We start from the raw sequence: 16,269 nt of genomic DNA on the forward strand, positions 1-16,269 counted from the left end.
ACAGCTAATTTCACTCAACTTTCTCTTTTAAATTTGTTTGTTTTTCTTTACCATATAGACAAATACTACTGTTACAGTCAACGGAAAGGACTTCAAGTATGCGGCATACATTTATGCAACGATTTAACCGGTTAACTCCGTTTCAAGTCATCGCGGGTTATTATTTTCTCGCCGTCTCTTTTTCCACCATAATATTGAGTTTGCCTTTTGCAAGAAGAGAAGGTATGGAGTGGTCTCTGTTAGATGCAGTATTTACGGCAGTTAGTGCTGTTAGTGTTACAGGATTAACGACTGTTTCCATTGTAGATACTTTTACAGTTCCAGGCTATTTTCTGCTTATGTTTGTGCTGCAATTTGGTGGTATCGGAATTATGACGTTAGGTACATTTTTTTGGATGCTATTCGGAAAGAAAATAGGACTAAAAGAGCGTCGTCTCATGATGGCGGATCAAAATCAGGTGAATCTTTCAGGGGTTGTGAACCTATTAAAGCAAATACTTGTTATTATTCTTGTCATTGAACTCATAGGGGCACTCATTTTAGGTACGTATTTTCTACGTTATTATGACGGGGTAGCAGTAGCCTTCTTGCAAGGTCTGTTTATGTCTGTAAGTGCGACAACAAATGGGGGCTTTGATATAACGGGGAACTCGTTACAGGACTTTTCAACAGACTATTTTGTACAGTTCATTAATATTTTGCTTATTTCCTTAGGCGCAATTGGGTTTCCTGTGCTGATTGAAGTGAAAGAGTTTCTAAAGCGAAGAGAAGGACAGCCGTTTCGCTTTTCATTATTCACAAAATTAACAACCACTACATTTGCCGCTTTGCTTGTAGTAGGTACCCTTATGATCCTACTATTGGAGTCTAGAGCATACTTAAAAGGGTTACCATGGCACGAAGCATTCTTTTATGCTTTTTTTCAGTCTGCAACGACCCGAAGTGGAGGTTTGGCAACCCTCGATGTCTCTCAGTTCACTGAAGCAACTCATTTATTTATGAGCGCACTTATGTTTATCGGAGCATCACCCAGTTCGGTTGGTGGTGGAATCCGGACCACTACATTTGCCTTATGTCTCATCTTCTTGTTTCATTTTGCTAAAGGATCCAAGTCGATTAAGCTATTTAAACGTGAAGTGTATACAGAAGATATTTATAGAGCGGTAGCTGTTTTTATTGTCGCAGTGTTCATTTTTTTCGCCTCTGTTCTTATTTTGTCTATCACGGAAGACCAACCGCTAGTTGCGCTCATTTTCGAGGTGGCATCTGCCTTTGGTACAACAGGTCTCACACTGGGCATTACCCCTGATCTAAGCGTAATCGGAAAGATCCTGATCATGTTGCTCATGTTTATAGGACGTGTAGGGCTCCTCTCATTCCTGTTTGCCTTAGGAGGAAACGATAAAAAACTTAAATACAGCTACCCTAAAGAGCGAGTGATCATCGGATAGCCGTCCGAGCAGTACCGGTTAGGAACAGTGTTTCACCTGTTCATGTGGGAAAACCTGCTTGAAATTGATCCTTTTCGTTTCGTGCATACTACAAACGAAAGGGGAGAATGTACATGGCAAAACGTAAAGCAGAACGGGATCAAGCATATAAATCCAACAAAACACCTTATGAAAACAAACGGGAAACCGAATTCTCTACAGAGTACGCTCAAGGGGAAGAAGCGATCAAAGGTGCAAACCGCAATAGCAAGCAGGGAAGGAAGAACCGTTCATGACGCGCGATCCGAACCAGAAGCCGCAGAAAAAACCTAGTGCTACAAAAGCATTGAACAACAGTCGCGTCGAATTTGGGCAAGAGTTTGGAGACCCGAATGCCTCTAAAGTATATGAACTAGCTACAGAAAAACCGAAAAAAAGGAAATAGCATGAGAAAAAGCTGTGCGATGATGTGCACAGCTTTTTTGAGTGTATAACTGAGGATTAAGATCAAAACCCTGGTTCGGTTCAAAAATGAGCTTTCAAAGGAGAAAAGTGAAATCTCGGCAAGCGATCTTTATAATTGACGATAAGCAATTGAGGCTGTCTGACGCGTGCCCCCGTTTTTGCGTACGTATCGTAGTCATCGGGTAACACCTCAATGATCGTATGTTTAAATAGTTCTTTTTCTGTAAGTCCGACAGCATTCAGTAATTGGGGATTCCCGATTACTGAAGAGGTGAGCGCTTTTTGTTCGTCTTTACTGCGCTCTTTTTCCCACCAAGGCTTTCTTGGTCGATGCTTTTGTAAAAATAAATAATCCATTTTCATCAATCCTTCTACAAATGCCAGGTCTTCAATCCCTTTTGCCGAGAGGAAGGCATACAATCTGCGAAACAAATCCTCGAGTTGATGTCCGATACGCGACCAACCTCGTACATCCCAATAGCTTCCGAACTCCTGGAAGAAGTCATAGGGGGACGAAAACACGTGATCGACTAAATACTCTACGGTGCGATCCATTCTATGATCGTTCCAGTACTTCTCTAACACATCTTCTACTTGCTTAATCCGAATGACGTCTTCAAAGGATAACACACGATTTTGTAACATCTCATAAGGGGCTCTGCTCATGTATTCATATTCGTATTGTTCAGCTTGTATACGCAAGCCTGTTCCACGAAGCAACTTGAGGAAACCAAGCTGCAATTCCTCTGGACGTAGCGCAAACACGTCGTTGAATGTGTTACGAAATGAAGCAGCATCTTCATCAGGTAGTCCAGCGATTAAATCGAGATGCTGGACAATTTTTCCTCCCGATTTGACCATTTGAACGGTCCGTGTTAGTTTTTCAAAGTTTTGCTTACGCTTGACAAGCTCGTTCGTTGCATCGTTCGTGGACTGCACACCAATTTCAAAACGGAACAACCCTACAGGTGCACGCTCGTTCAAAAATTCAATTACTTCCGGGCGCATAATGTCCCCCGTAATTTCAAACTGAAAGACTGTGCCTGGCACATGTTCGTCGATTAAAAATTGGAACATGTCCATGGCATAGCGCCTGCTAATGTTAAATGTACGGTCAACAAACTTGATCGTTTTGGCACCATGACTCATCAAGAAACGAATTTCCTCCTTTATCGCTTCCCTGTCAAAGTACCGGACGCCTACTTCGATAGAAGAAAGGCAAAATTGACACTGAAAAGGACAACCTCGGCTCGTTTCGATATACGTAATGCGGCTTGGATATTGTGAAAAGTCCCCTTCGAAGCGGAAGGGAGAAGGAATGTCTTTCAAGTCAATTTTCTCCTGTGGGAAATGGATGCGTGGCTGGTCGTTTTGCCAACGCACGATTCCTTTTACTTCCGCGATTGAGCGGTGACCATCGAGTGCTTCCAATAAGTGAAGGAACGTTTTTTCACCTTCTCCAAATACGATAAAATCTACATAGGTGTGTAATCTTGTCATCCATTCTTCTACGTCATACGTTACTTCAGGACCACCGAAAATAATTTTGGTGCTTGGTGAAACCTTTTTAATCATTTCACCTACAAGAATGGTCTCTTCAATGTTCCAAATGTAGCAACTAAACCCGACAACATCGGGCTTTTTTAACATAATATCGGCTACGATCGACATGACCGGATCTTTCATCGTATACTCGGCAAGCTCTACCTCATAAGTAGGCGCAGCATACGCTTTTAAATAACGGATTGCCAAATTTGTATGGATATATTTGGCATTTAGTGAACTGAGTACAACCTTCACACAACATACTCCTATCTCTTGGATGTTTAAGATCTATCTATTATATCAAATGTAAGAGCTAGTTGAGAGGAGCACGGCCCTTTAGTATGAAGTTGTCTCTTTCGAATGACTCTTCCCTGTTCTTTTCAATTGCCGCCTTTTACGTAACCAGCGAAGTCCGGTCGTTTTCCCTTCCACAAGCGGCTGTGTCATGGCCTTGAGCCACTTGTTGCTTAAAACGAGTGCTAGGAAAAACGATACGACAAATAAGAGTGCTATAAAGAGGAGCGAGTTGGCGTTCGCAAATGGTGTTTCGCGGAACGTTCGAACAACAAACCCATGTAGCAAATAGACAAATAAGGTGGAATCGCCAAACTTAGTAAAAAAGAAACGACGCCTCGGTACGAGAGCAAAAAAACCGATCACCATCATGGTCGTAATCGTATATAGACCGAGTCGTTTGCCTGCTCCTTCAATGCCAAATGCTGCAAACTGTTCATAAGGCTTGGAACCAAACAGCCATTTTTCACTTATTTCAGGATAGGAAGTAAAGAATACGGTAACGAGTGTGACGATGACAAGTGAGATCACGCGCATAGAACCTTTCCATAATACTGTAAAGTGCTCTCTCTTCGCATAATAACCGAGTAAGAAAAACGGAAAGAAAACAAATGTTCGCGATAAGCTTAAATAGTTTGAAATCCATCCTACATATCCGACCGCTAATCCAACAATGATGGCGACTACAAGCACTCCCGCACGGTTCCACTTTGATGTGTAGCGGAGCATCACATGCCAGCAGAATAAACTAACAAGAAACCATAACGCCCAGTTTGGATTAAGAGGGTCCACATTCATTGTCGCCTGATCTAATAAAAAGTAATAAAACAATGAGTAAATAAGCTGAAACATAAGGTAAGGAAGAATCAATTTTTGAGCTATGTTTTTTACGTAACCTGGTTTATCAAATCCTTTTGTGAAAAAACCACTAAGTAAAACAAATGCAGGCATATGAAACGTATAGATCACTTTGTACAAAATTGCGGCTTCTTCAAGGTCTGCAATAGACGTTTGGATGAAATGGCCAAAGACAACTAACACAATCAATAGAAACTTTGCGTTGTCGAAATAGGCGTCGCGCATGATGAGCACCTCCATGGAAGTAAGTTACAGTTCGCGGCGTTCCGGTAAGGAAGATATGCATCGTACGATCGAAGCAGAGCCGCTTGCCTATTTGCCAGCGAAAACTGAAACGTGTCTATCACTTTACCCGTTTCTTAGCGCTAGAATCGTACAGAACGGCAACAAATTATCACAAATCGATTACGGTTTCTTACATATGAAAAATTGAAAGAGGGGATGGGTGCCTGTTTGTCGAAATAAGTAGTATCAGAAAGTCGTACATTACATAAAGATGTCGAGTGTGGCATTTGAAGAAAAGAATGAAAGAGTCATGCGGGGGGAATAAAGTGGGCAATCCATTCACTGAAAGGGATTACGAGCAAAAAGAAACCGGATCACGTGAAGAGGGACAATACTTACAAATGTTTTACGAACATGCATTAGATGCAGCCGTTTTATGTAACGAGCAGTCGATCATTATAGATGTCAATAAGGCGACAACAAAATTATTAGATCAGTCTCGTGAAAAGATCGTCGGTCGCAGCATTCACGACTATATGCCACTCGTGCCTAAAGATTTACTAGAGCATCAACGGTTATTACTCGAATTGAATGGCACGCACCGTGATGAACTGATTATATCGTTATGTAATGGTCATATAAAACATATACAATACGTGGCTATTAAGGAGGCAAAAGGTGGAAACGATCTCTTTATTATTCGAGATGTGTCGTCGCACAAGGCATTAGAGCGTGAGCGGACGATCTCTAATTACATGTTTGCAGATGTGTTTACCCGGGCCGTGGATGGCATGTTGTTATTTGATGAAAAGGGGATCATTCAAGATGCGAATCCGTCCTTTTGTCGGAGCATTTATACCGATCATGCTGCCATCATTGGAACGAAACTACTTGATTGGATTATTCCTTCTTACGGATATAAAATTGACAAACTTTGGAAAGTGTTAAAACAAAGAGGGAGTGCACAAGGCGAACTCCCAATAAGACATGATAAAGGGGTCTCTGTTTTTGAATTTACGACAAGCTCTAACATTCACAACGGCCTCTACTTATCGATCATGCGGGATGTAACTGAAAAACGGAACATGGAGCGGCTCATCTTGAAAAACGAGCAGCTGTTTACTGATTTGTTTGAGAAAGCATTAGACGGCATTGTATTGTGGGATGCTGATTTAAATATCGTGCGTGCCAATGAAGCAGCATGCCGGATTTTTGAGTGTGAGTATGACGAATTGTTAACAAAAAAATGGGGAGATTTCGTTTACAAAAAAGATGTACGTTATACCGACATGCTTGAAAATCTAAGAGAAGACGGCGGCGTTAGAGAAGAGTTGCTTTTTCTCATGCCGAACGGTCAAAAAAAGTTGCTTGAATTTACGGCGAAAATGCATTCAATGGACGGCTACAATATGACTATATTCCGCAACGTAAGTGAGCAACGGGAAATGGAAAGAAATTTGCGAGAAAGTGAGCAAAAGTTCCGAAAAATTTTTGAGGGTGCACTGGACGGTATGTTTTTATGGAATGATCGGTTTGAAGTGATCGATTGTAATCAACTAGGGTACAACTGGTTAGAACACGAGAATAAGGATGACCCCATTCGAACGGTTACGGACTTGTTAGGAAAAGAAGGAGTACAACGACACGAAATCGCACTCCATCTCCGCAATTTATATGAAAATGGGCATGATCACGGAACGTCCCCTCTCATCTTAGAATCGGGGAGGGAAAAGCACTTTGAATTCTCATCGAAACTGAATATTATTCCCGGGATTAACCTTACCGTATTTCGAGATATTACAGATAAGCTCGAAATGGAGGAACGACTTCGAAAGTCTGATACGCTCAACGTTGTAGGGGAATTGGCTGCAGGCATCGCTCATGAAATTCGCAATCCGATGACTGCCCTAAAAGGGTTTATTCAGCTATTAGAAAGTAGTGTGAAAGAGGATCATTCCATGTATTTTAATGTGATCACGTCAGAACTGCAACGGATTGAATCTATTATTACGGAGTTTCTCATACTCGCAAAACCTCAAGCGGTGCATTATTTAGAGAAGGATGTTACGCAAATCCTCAGGGAAACGGTAGACTTGTTAAATGCACAGGCGATGATGACGAATGTTCAATTTTTGACGTACTATGAGGAAAACCTTCCGAACCTGTATTGTGAACCTAATCAATTGAAACAAGTGTTTATCAACATTATTAAAAATGCCATTGAGGTTATGCCTAAAGGTGGATTTATAACAATTTCTCTTCGAAAGCTTCAAAATAAGCAACTACAAGTAACCATTGAAGATGAAGGATCGGGCATACCTGAGGAAAAGATCAGGCGGCTTGGGGAACCATTCTATACCACGAAAGAGCGGGGAACGGGTCTCGGATTGATGGTGAGTTATAAAATTGTAGAAGAGCACCATGGGACAGTAGAGGTAGAGAGTGAGGTAGGTAAAGGAACCGTCTTTCATATTAACTTGCCCCTTCAAACAGTAGAACTTCGCAAAAAATAAAAGGCTGTTTTCGAAAAGGTTGTTGCTTTATTTGAGAAGTTTTATTTCACAACAGCTATATGATGCGACATACTGCTATCTTGATTTCCGCTGCAGACGGACGCTTTCCGCGGGGCGGGCGGTGAGTTCAGTTCAAAACAAGGAAATGTATGTGCACTTTTGAAATGGATTCAGTATCTACTTCGTGCGATGTAAAACTAGCGAAGTGTATTTCCGCAGCGGTATTCTAGCAGTTTCTTCATTACGTCGCATCATGGGATAACTGTTTAGTAAAAACAACAAAGAATACGAAAACAGCTTCGGATGTTGATTTATAAACTATATGGGACTACACTCACACCGCTTTGATCACAACTAGACTGCTTTGTGAACAGTGTCCATATATGGTTGAATGCCAAGCTCGTGAATGGTTTCTTTGGAAGACAACACCGGTCCAAAGGATCAAAACGGTCTAGCCGAACCGAACTTTTCGGCTATTTTTTGTGCCCATTTTCGATAATTAGCGTATTTTTCCACTTACGAAATGGTTGTAAGTCTTTTTGTACCTGTTTAGCTATGAATGCCACGACAGCTGCGTCGTCCAATAAACCTAGGCCGATGAAAAAGTCTGGGATCAGGTCGACAGGTGACAAAAAATAAAGGAGGCCAACAATCAGCAATACAATGGTTCTGTATGGAAAATTTGTATATTCCCCGCGTTTCCATGCCCGGAGTGCCTCAATAAATAGTGTCACGTCCTCGTAAACACCTCGAAGTAGTGTTTTCTTCTTCTTAGCTTTTTGTTCTGCTCTGTCACTAAGTTCGCGGGAGTCCTTATCTCCTTTTGCGTAGTGAGTAGCCTCGTCTTTGAAGAGACGGTAGGCAATTTTACCGAGTACTAATCGCTTCATCATCGTTTCACCTCTGTCTTCATTGTACCTTTTTTTCGCAGTGGAAAGGTGGAAACAGCACGCTTTTTACTAAGAATTCTAGGTTTGGGAATTGTGAGACAACACTGTATCTATTATTTATTCGCTAGAAGGACTCCGCACACCGTCTTTTTACTGCTTCATCTACTTCGCAGGAATGGAGTCGGAAAATTCCTATAGTTCCATGTCGACTACACGCGAAAAATGTGTCGAATGGAAGGGGAGAAATGCGAATAAACTCCTCTTTTGTCTAATTTTGCGAATGTATTTACTTTCATATAAAACCTTGCCATAATGCTTCTTGTACCCGATTGAATTTGTGCACGATATACATGTAAAGACACAATCTATGAACACAATGACAATAAACGATAGGGGTATAAATAGCGGAATGCGCAAGACGCTTGAAAAGAGGAAGGTGTAAAACTATGTGGAAGCGTGAGGAAGTGCGCTGGCAGAGAATGATTCATGAGAAACGGACTACTATGATAGAATTCGCCGTTGAATACGGATTTACACATGATAAAACAGTAGTAGCATCACAAGACTTGGACAAGCTATTAAATCAATATCATCGTTTCGTTCTTAATTCAACAAAAAAACAACCAGAAGTATCTTTTGTTTTTCAAAAGATGAATCTCGTACTAAAAAGACCGGCTCGCACCGTTCGTCTTTAATAGCAAAGAGGATTCAGACGCTCAAATGCTGTGAGTGTCCGAATCCTTTTTTTCTTTGGATGAGGGGCGGAGTTACGCTGACTTCTAGCGCATCACGATCTATCTCATTAGAAAACGACTTCGGATGTTGGTTGATAAACTACATGGGGCTTCATTCGCACCGCCTTGATCACAACTCGACTGCTTTGTGACCCGTTTCCATGTATGGTTGCGTGCCCAGCTCACGGATGTGTTATATATCTAGCGATTTAGTGGTCGAGGGGCTTGTATATTCATCAAACGTTTGCTGACCTGAAAGTGGTAAATGAACCGTGACTGTTGTCCCTATCTTCTTTTCACTTTGAATGAAAATATCACCTTTAAATGATTCTATAATCCTACGACAAACGACTAAGCCTAAACCGGTTCCTGCGTCTTTAGACGTGTAGAAAGGTTGAAATACCTTCTGTAGCTCATCCTTCGTCATTCCAATTCCATTGTCTGCAATGATGATACGAACATCTTTTTTTGAACCTAGCACGGTCATTTCTAGTACCCCGCCCTCCCCAGTAGCTTCCAAAGAATTTTTAGTTAAGTTTAAGAGTACTTGTTTCAGTTGGTCGCGAACGCCTAGTACGGTAAGCGCCTCGTTTGACGGTCGAAATTGATAGCGAACGTTGTGTAGGTGGGCTTCTGACTGTATAAGCGGCTGTATTTCGCGAATACAGTCGTCTATGACGATCAACTCCGAGTGCTGAGCAGTAGGTTTGCCTAATATAAGAAACTCACTCACAATCTCATTAATACGCGTCACTTCTTTGTCGATGACAGAAAAGTAAAATTGATCTTCTTCGCTCTTGTATTTTTCAGAAAAGAGTTGCATTAGGCCTTTTATACCAGTGAGTGGGTTTCTAATTTCATGAGCTGTACTTGCTGCTAAAGTCCCAACAAGTTCAAGCTTTTGTGCCTCATTCTGGACACGCTCTCGCTCTGTTTGACGCTTTAATAAAATGTATTTGATCCAAATAAACAAAATGTGTGTCATAACAAATACAAGCATAAATATGAGAAAAGAACTACGAACAAGCTGTTCAATGTCTACGGGGACTAGTTGTACATTGAGAACCCAAGGAAGCCGCTCTAAAGGAATAGACTTCCAAGGTTGCCCAATCATGGAGTACTTCGATAAATCAATCATTGGTTGTCCTTGACCGTTAAGAAGAACGACTGAGTGATTCGGAGTCAAAACGGTCAAAATATTACGAATGGAGTCTGTTCGCAACAAGGAGACTACCATCCCTTGCACTTCATTGCTAGGGGAGGTGATCGGCGACGCGACCGCCCATACCTCTTGACCCTTATCTAACTCATAAACCGATTCTGAAATGGTAGTCTTCTTAAGCGTGGCGGCTTGTTGAATGGATTCGCTCTTTTCAAAGGGAAATTCCACGTCATCATTGGACCCTGCCACAAGCGACATGTTTTTGTCTAGTACAAAGATGCCTCCATATCTCGGATCAGTTTGCCGAACATTTGCGAGAACAGCGGACAGTTCATCAAATTCCCCAGTGGAAGGGGTAAAAAGAAATGAAGAGGATAACGCTAAAACCTCGGTACTTACTACTGTTTCCATTAGAAATTGATCAATTTGCCTTTCGTGGATAGACGCAACCCAATCCGCTTGTTGGTTTTGTAACGCTTCATTCTCTTGTATGTTCGACCAAACATATACAAAAAGGAGCGTGATAGTGGGGATGAGTACAATCGTGCAATAGAGTAGAAAGTTTCGTTTAACAAATTTCAAGGAGATCGCCTCGCTCCTCCGTAAGAGTTCATATCATTTTAGGCCCACACGACGTGAGTCAGAAAGGCGTTGCGCCATGGACGTCGCGATTTTAGCCTTTCAACCTTAGTATAGCAAACTGAGGATTCTGTCGACTAGCTGGATCGGCAACAGATGGATTTTGAATTGTTGTACATAGTGTAAGTGCAAATTGTAAAGAATGTAAAAGACATCAATGCTGATATAATCAGGTTTTGCTAGTTTTACGACGGAAAATTTAAATTGATTGTAAAAAAACTGAAAAGGTTATGGCAAAATAACGACAAATCGTGCATAATCAGAGTTGTGTGGTTCACGATTACAGTTTTGAGGAGGAAATTAGGAAATGAAGAAATTTATTAGCACAATGCTTGTACTCGTACTAGCTTTCACGCTAGCAGCTTGTGGATCTTCTTCAGGCAGTGAAGAGGAAGGTCGTCCAGAAGTGTTGAAAATCGGGTTTGTTCCGTCTCAAGATTCAGACACCATTGCTGACACAGTACAACCTCTAGCGGATAAATTAGGGGAAGAACTTGGCATGGAAGTAGAAGCATCTGTCATGACTGATTACAATGCACTAATTGAAGGTATGGGTTCTAATAATATTCATCTTGGTTTTATTCCAGCTTTCGGATACGTTCTAGCTAGCCAAGAGTACGACGTCAATGTCATTTTAAAATCAATTCGTTTCGGTAGCGATACGTACAAAGCACAGTACCTTGTGCGTTCGGACAGCGGTATTGAATCTTTAGAGGACTTAAAAGGTAAGCGTTGGGCGTATGCTGATGCCACATCTACATCTGGATTCCTATTCCCAGCTGCTCAATTGATGGAAGAATTTGATTTAGCAGATACGAATGAGTTGACAACTGAATTCTTCTCTGAAGCCATTCAAGTTGGAGGTCATGATACAGCTGCGGTCGAAGTATACGAAGGTGGAGCAGACGTAGCCACTACGTTCGATGATGTTCGTACTCAGCTTGAAGAAGAATACCCTGATATCATGGAACAACTTACTGTTCTTGACTACACAGCAGAGATTCCGAATGACACAATCTCTGTAACGAAAGAGCTTGACCCTGAGTTTGTTCAAGAAATTAAAGACGTGTTTTTATCCTTTAACGAAGACAAAGAAATGATTGAAATCATGAACGAAGTCTATAACTGGGATGCGATCGCTGAGGCTTCTGACGAAGAGTATCAGGTCGTTCGTGACACATACGAGCGCTTCAGAGATTCCATTACTTTAGACAGCTTGTAAGAAGCTATTTAGCTTTACTATGAAGAGGGGATGCCACTGGACTCCCCTCTTTTTCTGAGCAAAGCGCTTGTATTTACAACGTGGAGGGGTTTTAACCGTGATAGAATTTAAAGATGTATCCCTCGTGTATCCAAACGGCACACAAGGGTTGAAAGATGTCAATGTGACAATTCACGACGGCGAGTTTGTTGTCATCGTAGGGTTATCTGGTGCAGGGAAGTCGACTTTCATTCGTAGTATTAACCGTTTGGTGAATCCGACTGCAGGGCAATTGCTTATAGATGATTCTGACGTTCTTTCAGTAAAGGGGCCGCAACTACGAAAGCTACGCACGAAAATTGGTATGATCTTTCAGAACTACAATCTTGTAAAGCGAACAAGCGTATTGAAAAATGTATTAGCAGGTCGTTTAGGACACACAGGGACTTTAAAAAGTATTTTAAATATGTACAGTAAAGAAGATGTGAAACTCGCTTATGATAGCTTAGATCGGGTGAATATTGCTGAAAAACTGTACAACCGTGCTGATGAGTTAAGTGGAGGGCAACAGCAACGTGTGAGTATCGCACGTGTGCTAACGCAGAAACCGAATTATATTTTGGCTGATGAGCCTGTTGCGTCATTGGATCCACCAACATCACACCAAGTCATGACTTACTTACGAAAGATTAATAAAGAAGATGGGATTACAACCATTGTAAATCTCCACTTTATTGACATGGCGATGGAGTATGCAGACCGAATTATCGGAATGCGTGCTGGTGAAGTGGTGTTTGATGGTCCCGCAAGTGAAGTAACAGAGAAAACATTTGAAGAAATTTACGGTCGTGCCATTCGCGAGGATGACCTTCGCGGGGGTGCTGAAGAGTGACGGAACCAAACGGCTTGAAATTGGAAAAGGAAAAGAAGGAAAATTTTATTCCGTCTGTGACTGAGCCGAAAATCAAGACAAAGATGACCGTCATTTTCTTGCTTGTTACTGCCTTTTATATTGTAAGTGGAATTCAAACGGGTGCCACTTTTGCTGCCTTTTTCCAAGAAGCGCTTCCGAATATGTGGCGTGTTATTGAAAAGTTCTTTCCACCCAACTGGGCTGTCATCGGCGGAATATGGGGCCCTTTAGGGGAAACCATTCAAATGGCCATTATTGCAACAACGATTGCGATGATTCTGTGTATTCCACTTAGCTTATTAGCGGCTAGAAACGTAACGCAAAACAAAGTAGCGTACGGCGCAACACGTGGATTCTTGAACATTATGCGTACCGTTCCAGACCTTGTGCTAGCCATTGTTTTTGTGCAAATTTTCGGGATTGGTGCTTTGCCAGGGATCCTCGCTTTGACGATTTTATCACTTGGTATTCTTGCGAAGTTGATAAGTGAAACGGTCGAGTCCATTGATATGAATCCACTAGAAGCGATGCGCGCAAGTGGTGCGAACACATTGCAAATGATCGCATATGGTCTTGTTCCACAAGTGCTCCCGCAATTTGCTTCTTTTACTTTATTTGTTTTTGAGATTAACATCCGCGCATCTGTTATCCTCGGATACGTTGGAGCAGGTGGAATTGGGTTGATTTTGCAACAACAAATGAAGTTCTACAATTATGACAATGCAATGGTCGTCATCATTGTGATCTTTGCCATCGTTGTACTTATCGAGTGGATTTCGAAAAAGCTACGGGAGGCGATTTTGTAATGGCGCAGTTTGTGTTACCACCTAAGCCAAAGCGTTCTCCTCTAAATGTAGCCAAACGGTGGATGATTTGGCTGATCATTGCGTTTTTATACGTATGGACGTTTTTAGAGATAAATATTGATTGGGCGGCTGTGAGTGAGCGTTTTATCTCCAGCTTAGATCGAATCATTCCACGGTTGTTCTCTCCTGATTTCTCAGCAACAGGTGAAATTTTGTTGAGTATGCTGGAAACGATCTTTATCGCGTTTGCGGGTTCTCTAACAGCGGCAGTTATCGCTATTCCTCTTGGATTTTGGGCTGCGGCGAATATTGGTCGAAGCCAATTTGCCACTGCGCTTGGAAAGTGGTTTTTGAGTGCGGTCCGTGCCTTTCCAGACTTGATCTTAGCGATTCTATTTATTGTAGCTGTAGGGGCTAATCCTTTTGCCGGGGTTTTAGCCATTGCGATCGGGGCTACAGGTATGCTAGGAAAGCTATACTCTGAAGTCATTGAATCCATCGACATGAATATTGTCGAAACGATGGAAGCAAGCGGAGCGGGAAAACTTCAAATTCTGTTTAAAGGGGTTATTCCGCAAGTCATCCCAGAGTTCCTCTCTTATGCTATCTATCGTTTTGAAATTGACATCAGGGCTTCCACCATTCTTGGTATTGTCGGTGCTGGAGGAATTGGGACGATGATTCAATTTGCGCAGATGAACAGAAACTGGGAAGAGATGGGGATGATTTTGCTCGTTGTCATCGTCGTCGTTATCATCATCGACTACCTATCATCTATGATTAGACGACGGATCGTGTAACCCTTTTAATACCCATAAAGCCAAAGCTGCTCTATGCGGCTTTGGCTTTATTTATCAGGAAGGAGAATCTCATATGGGAAAACGTACAATCGTGACTATTTTGGAAACGAGCGATCTGCATGGCCATGTGTTTCCGTATTTATATGGAACGATGCAGGAAGCTCCGGTTGGATTGAGTCGCGTTTCCACTATTGTGAAACGAGTACGGCAGGAGAATGAGAACGTTTTGCTTGTTGATAACGGGGATCTTATTCAAGGAACTCCGATGACCTACCATACCATCCGCTCACTACATGAAGAGCGTAACCCGATGGTACTTCTTCTCAATGAGTTGGCGTACGATGCGGCAGTGATTGGGAACCACGAATTTAATTATGGAATCGAACCGTTGCACCAGGCAGTGAATGAGTCGCAATTCCCCTGGTTGAGTGCCAACTTGTTAGGCGAAGAATCTAGTCGCCCTGTGTTTGGGTCACCGTACGTAGTGAAGGAGACGAAAGACGGTGTACGAGTAGCTATCCTCGGTGTGACGACCCATTACATCCCAAATTGGGAAAATCCTCTACACATCCAAGGCATCGAATTCCAAGATGCATACGAGGCAACGAAGCAATGGGTGGCGTGGCTTAGAGACAATGAGAATCCAGATGTGGTCATTGTGAGCTACCACGGAGGGTTCGAATCAGATTTGCAATCAGGTGAACCTACTGAAACACATACAGGTGAGAATCAAGGGTATAAACTGTGCATGGAAATGGCAGGAATCGATGTACTGCTTACCGGTCATCAACACCGGTTGCTTGCAAAATCTGATGTCAACGGGGTAGCCATTGTCCAACCAGGTAATAATGGACGAGCTGTTGGTCAGGTGGAGATCACGTTAGAAGATGTTGACGGTACATGGAAAATTGTTCAAAAAAAATCATCACTGCTATCAACGGCCGATGAAGTACCCGACGAGGAACTTTTACAAAAGGTCAATCACTACGAACAACAAACACAAATATGGTTAGATAAACAAATCGGTGAAGTACAAGGTGATATGATAATCTCCCATCCACTAGCTGCGCGTATTCGTGAGCATCCTTTTGTTGAGTTTATCCAGCGAGTGCAAATGGATGCAGCCAATACGGACGTTTCCAATACGGCGTTGTTTACGAACGAGCCTGCTGGACTTCCAAAGAAAGTGACAATGCGAGACATTGTATCGAATTATGTGTATCCGAATACGTTAACGGTCCTTCGGCTTACAGGGAAGCAAATACGCGAGGCGTTGGAGCGATCAGCAACGTATTTTCAAGTATCGGAAAACGGCGATATTGAAGTGAATCCATCCTTTTGCGAGCCGAAACCACAACACTACAATTATGACATGTGGGAAGGGATCGAGTACGAAATGGACGTTTCCTTACCTGAAGGAAATCGCGTTGTCAAGTTAGAGAAAAATGGGGTCCCTCTCCAACTTGACGATCAAGTAGATGTGGTCATGAACAACTATCGTGCAGGTGGTGGAGGCGACTACACGATGTTTAAAGGGGCAACAATCGTTCGCGAAGTGCAAATTGATATGGCAGAGATTTTAGCGAACTATTTTGAAAAGCACCCAGTTGTAATAGCGAAGTGCAATGATAATTTCCGAGTAGTTTGTAGTAAAAAGGACTGACAAGAGAGCAAAGAGAGTAAAGGATTTTGCCTTTTCAGCTGTACAATTCCCCCACAGTGTGAGCCCAATCGAGGAGCTCAAAAGAAATGAAGATTGACGTATTTTTAACAAAACTTCTATAATAGAAAGAA

At 42.2% G+C, this 16,269-nt stretch carries 15 protein-coding genes; 11 read left to right on the top strand and 4 right to left on the bottom strand.

Annotated features, from left to right (window positions below; all coding sequences use genetic code 11):
- The first annotated feature begins 98 nt into the window (after window positions 1-98).
- The 3 genes from HHK01_RS05425 (at window position 99) to HHK01_RS05435 (ending at window position 1,875) form a co-directional block, all read left to right on the top strand.
- Window positions 99-1,451 carry a TrkH family potassium uptake protein gene (locus tag HHK01_RS05425; protein ID WP_170006770.1) on the top strand — a complete coding sequence of 451 codons (1,353 nt, stop codon included), beginning with the start codon at window positions 99-101 and terminating at the stop codon, window positions 1,449-1,451.
- A gap of 113 nt (window positions 1,452-1,564) precedes the next feature.
- Window positions 1,565-1,726: a hypothetical protein gene (locus HHK01_RS05430; RefSeq protein ID WP_170006771.1), complete on the top strand. Its 162-nt coding sequence runs from the start codon at window positions 1,565-1,567 to the stop codon at window positions 1,724-1,726.
- The gene (locus HHK01_RS05435; protein WP_170006772.1) at window positions 1,723-1,875 is read left to right on the top strand and encodes a hypothetical protein; all 153 of its coding nucleotides are present in this window, start codon (window positions 1,723-1,725) and stop codon (window positions 1,873-1,875) included. Before HHK01_RS05430 ends, HHK01_RS05435 begins: the two co-directional genes overlap by 4 nt.
- Window positions 1,876-1,955: 80 nt before the next feature.
- Here the strand turns inward: HHK01_RS05435 and HHK01_RS05440 are convergent, their stop codons facing one another.
- Together HHK01_RS05440 and HHK01_RS05445 are read right to left on the bottom strand one after the other, a co-directional pair.
- Window positions 1,956-3,695: a B12-binding domain-containing radical SAM protein gene (locus HHK01_RS05440; RefSeq protein WP_170006773.1), complete on the bottom strand. Its 1,740-nt coding sequence runs from the start codon at window positions 3,693-3,695 to the stop codon at window positions 1,956-1,958.
- Window positions 3,696-3,776: 81 nt separating this feature from the next.
- Window positions 3,777-4,817 (bottom strand): acyltransferase family protein, encoded by a 1,041-nt coding sequence (locus tag HHK01_RS05445; protein ID WP_228027665.1) that lies wholly within the window; start codon window positions 4,815-4,817, stop codon window positions 3,777-3,779.
- Here HHK01_RS05445 and HHK01_RS05450 point away from each other — a divergent pair.
- Window positions 4,816-5,025, top strand: a complete 210-nt coding sequence (locus HHK01_RS05450; protein WP_228027666.1) for a hypothetical protein — start codon at window positions 4,816-4,818, stop codon at window positions 5,023-5,025. The genes HHK01_RS05445 and HHK01_RS05450 overlap by 2 nt on opposite strands.
- A gap of 118 nt (window positions 5,026-5,143) precedes the next feature.
- On the top strand, window positions 5,144-7,330 hold the full coding sequence (locus tag HHK01_RS05455; protein WP_194241283.1) for a PAS domain-containing sensor histidine kinase: 2,187 nt from the start codon (window positions 5,144-5,146) through the stop codon (window positions 7,328-7,330).
- A gap of 473 nt (window positions 7,331-7,803) precedes the next feature.
- Here HHK01_RS05455 and HHK01_RS05460 read toward each other — a convergent pair whose 3' ends face one another.
- Window positions 7,804-8,223 (bottom strand): YkvA family protein, encoded by a 420-nt coding sequence (locus HHK01_RS05460; protein WP_170006776.1) that lies wholly within the window; start codon window positions 8,221-8,223, stop codon window positions 7,804-7,806.
- 443 nt (window positions 8,224-8,666) lie between these two features.
- Here HHK01_RS05460 and HHK01_RS05465 point away from each other — a divergent pair, with 443 nt between their 5' ends.
- Window positions 8,667-8,915 carry an aspartyl-phosphate phosphatase Spo0E family protein gene (locus tag HHK01_RS05465; RefSeq protein WP_228027667.1) on the top strand — a complete coding sequence of 83 codons (249 nt, stop codon included), beginning with the start codon at window positions 8,667-8,669 and terminating at the stop codon, window positions 8,913-8,915.
- Between the two features lie 232 nt (window positions 8,916-9,147).
- Here the strand turns inward: HHK01_RS05465 and HHK01_RS05470 are convergent, their stop codons facing one another.
- Window positions 9,148-10,698, bottom strand: a complete 1,551-nt coding sequence (locus HHK01_RS05470; protein ID WP_170006777.1) for an ATP-binding protein — start codon at window positions 10,696-10,698, stop codon at window positions 9,148-9,150.
- A gap of 364 nt (window positions 10,699-11,062) precedes the next feature.
- Between HHK01_RS05470 and phnD the strand changes: the two genes are divergently transcribed.
- From phnD to HHK01_RS05495, 5 genes are all read left to right on the top strand, one after another.
- Window positions 11,063-11,977, top strand: a complete 915-nt coding sequence (gene phnD, locus HHK01_RS05475) for a phosphate/phosphite/phosphonate ABC transporter substrate-binding protein (RefSeq protein ID WP_170006778.1) — start codon at window positions 11,063-11,065, stop codon at window positions 11,975-11,977.
- A gap of 97 nt (window positions 11,978-12,074) precedes the next feature.
- Window positions 12,075-12,848, top strand: coding sequence for a phosphonate ABC transporter ATP-binding protein (gene phnC, locus HHK01_RS05480; protein ID WP_170006779.1), 774 nt, complete (start codon window positions 12,075-12,077; stop codon window positions 12,846-12,848).
- An 83-nt stretch (window positions 12,849-12,931) separates the two neighbouring features.
- On the top strand, window positions 12,932-13,675 hold the full coding sequence (phnE, locus tag HHK01_RS05485) for a phosphonate ABC transporter, permease protein PhnE (protein WP_170008671.1): 744 nt from the start codon (window positions 12,932-12,934) through the stop codon (window positions 13,673-13,675).
- The gene (gene phnE / locus HHK01_RS05490; protein ID WP_170006780.1) at window positions 13,675-14,475 is read left to right on the top strand and encodes a phosphonate ABC transporter, permease protein PhnE; all 801 of its coding nucleotides are present in this window, start codon (window positions 13,675-13,677) and stop codon (window positions 14,473-14,475) included. The genes phnE (HHK01_RS05485) and phnE (HHK01_RS05490) overlap by 1 nt, the downstream gene beginning before the upstream one ends.
- A gap of 73 nt (window positions 14,476-14,548) precedes the next feature.
- A complete protein-coding gene (locus HHK01_RS05495) occupies window positions 14,549-16,138 on the top strand; it encodes a bifunctional metallophosphatase/5'-nucleotidase (RefSeq protein WP_170006781.1) in 1,590 nt (529 codons plus the stop codon).
- Window positions 16,139-16,269 lie beyond the last annotated feature (131 nt).

It is taken from the genome of Bacillus fonticola (assembly GCF_012955605.1).
Classification (GTDB): domain Bacteria; phylum Bacillota; class Bacilli; order Bacillales; family JC228; genus Bacillus_CG; species Bacillus_CG fonticola.